Origin of the sequence: Sphingomonas pituitosa NBRC 102491, from assembly GCF_001598435.1 — a bacterium.
Classification (GTDB): Bacteria; Pseudomonadota; Alphaproteobacteria; order Sphingomonadales; family Sphingomonadaceae; genus Sphingomonas; species Sphingomonas pituitosa.
On the sequence record NZ_BCYY01000061.1, the window covers coordinates 1 to 2,136 of the forward strand.

Here is a 2,136-nt window from a genome sequence, read left to right on the forward strand (position 1 = left end):
TTCCGCCGGTCGACGCGCCCATGCACACCACCATCTCGGTGGTGCGGCTCATCGGCTTGCCGCTGGGCGGCGGCAGGACTGCATCGGCGGTGAGCTTCTGGGCCGGCGCCTCGGTCTTGGGCATGGGCTTGCCCGGCCGCCCGCGCACCCGCGCGCGCGCCGCGGCCTTCACCACGTCGCGGATCTGGAGATGGTGTTCGGCGAGGTGATCGGCCACACCCACGCGCGGCTTCAGGATCACGTCGACCGCGCCCGCTTCCATCGCCTGGAGCAGCGTGTCGGAGCCGTTCTCGGTCAAGGACGAGCACATCACCACCGGCACGGGGCATTGCTGCATCAGCTTGCGCAGGAAGGTGATGCCGTCCATCCGCGGCATCTCCACGTCGAGCGTGATGACGTCGGGCACTTCCTCCTGGATGCGCTTGGCAGCGCTGAAAGGATCGGCGGCGGTACCCATCACCTCGATCGCCGGGTCTTCCTCCAGGATCGCGGTCATGGTCTGGCGCACGCTTGCCGAATCATCGACGATCAGGACGCGGATCTTGGGCATCAGTCGCCCCGCCGGAAGACGGTGTTGGCGACCTGCTCCAGCGGCATGCCGAGGCCGGTGATCGATTCCGAATGGCCGAGGAACAGATAGCCGCCGGGCGCCAGACAGTCATAGAGCTGCGAGACGACCTTCTTCTGCGTCGGCTTGTCGAAATAGATCAGCACGTTGCGGCAGAAGACCAGGTGCATCGCGTCGCCCACCGGGTAGCGATCATCCATCAGGTTCAGCCGCCCGAAACCGATCGCGCTGCGCAGCCGCGGCACCATCCGCACCTCGCGCCGGCGCGGATCGTTCGAGGTCATCACATATTTGCGGCGCAAGGCAGCCGGCACCGGATCGACCAGCTCGGCGGCGTAGATGCCGCTGCGCGCCGCCGCCAGCACCTCGGTATCGAGGTCGGTGGCGAGAATGCCATAGTCCGGGCCGCCCATTCGCTCGGCATAATCGTCGAGCACCATCGCCAGGGTATAGGGCTCGGGGCCTGTCGAGCAGGCGGCGCTCCAGGCGCGCAGCGTGCGTACGCCCCGCGTCGCGAGCGCCGGCAGCGCCCGATCGACAAGATAGTCGAAATGCGCCGGCTCGCGGAAGAAGTCGGTCTTGTTGGTAGTGACGGCGTTGATCAGGTGCAACCCTTCAGCCGCCAGGTGGTTGCCGGCGAACACATGGTCGCAATAGTCGTCGAGCGTATCGATGCCGATCGCGCGCAGCCGGCGGCGCAGCCGACCCTCGAGCATGGTCTTCTTGCTCTCCGGCATCTTGATGCCCGAGACCTCGTAGATATAGGCGGCCAGGCGCGCGAAGTTGCGCTTGCTCATCATGTCGAGCCCCGGCGGGGGCGACGGATCCAGCGCTAATGCTGCGGACAAGGGCTGCTCCGTGACTCTCAGGCGGCAGCGCGGGTGGTGAGTACCCGCGCTTCCTCGGACGAGAAGATCTTCGCCATATCGACTAGCACGACGAATCCTTCAGACCGCTTAATCACCCCGCCGATATAGTCGGAGGACCAGCGCACGCCGATGTCCGGCGCGGCTTCCAGCTGGTCGGTGGTCACGCTGCATACCTCGAGCACGCGATCGACCACGAGGCCCAGCATCAGCACGCGATCGGCGACCGGCACGTCGACCACCAGGATGCGGGTGGCCGGCGTCGGCGTGACCGGCGAGAGGCCCAGCCGCTGCCGGAAGTCGATCGTCGGCACGCCCTGGCCGCGCATGTCGGTCAGGCCGAGCAGATAGTCCGGCCCGTTGGGGATGCGGAAGGTCTCGCGATAGTCGAGGATCTCCCGCACCAGCGTCACCGGCACGGCGAAGATCTCCGCGTCCAGCCCGAAGGTTACGAGCTGGAGCTCGGCGGCGTCGCTCATGCTGCCTCCATGTCGAAGGCGCTGTCCTGCGCATCGGGGCCGCCGGACGTCAGGTCCAGCGCGAAGCCGCTGACCCGGGCCTGCTGATCGGCGACGCTGTTGGGCTTCGGCCGCGCGGCGGGCTTGGCGGCGGCCTTCGGCGCCGGGCGACGGGCGGCGGCGGCGGGTCGGCCGCGCTGGTGCTGCTGCTCGACGCGGAAATAGGCGATGCTGGCCTGGAGCT

The 2,136-nt window shown here is 67.8% G+C and carries 3 protein-coding genes and 1 pseudogene; all 4 read right to left on the reverse strand.

The features are described from left to right. A partial coding sequence (locus tag SPI01S_RS21540) for a response regulator (protein ID WP_157084837.1) occupies nucleotides 1-550 on the reverse strand: 550 nt, incomplete at its 3' end. Then, nucleotides 550-1,365 carry a CheR family methyltransferase gene (locus SPI01S_RS21545; protein WP_066727415.1) on the reverse strand — a complete coding sequence of 272 codons (816 nt, stop codon included), beginning with the start codon at nucleotides 1,363-1,365 and terminating at the stop codon, nucleotides 550-552. The genes SPI01S_RS21540 and SPI01S_RS21545, both read right to left, overlap by 1 nt. A gap of 68 nt (nucleotides 1,366-1,433) precedes the next feature. Beyond that, the gene (locus SPI01S_RS21550) at nucleotides 1,434-1,913 is read right to left on the reverse strand and encodes a chemotaxis protein CheW (protein ID WP_066727413.1); all 480 of its coding nucleotides are present in this window, start codon (nucleotides 1,911-1,913) and stop codon (nucleotides 1,434-1,436) included. After that, a pseudogene (locus SPI01S_RS22815) lies at nucleotides 1,910-2,136 on the reverse strand (methyl-accepting chemotaxis protein); the annotation flags it as partial. The gene SPI01S_RS21550 and the pseudogene SPI01S_RS22815, both read right to left, overlap by 4 nt.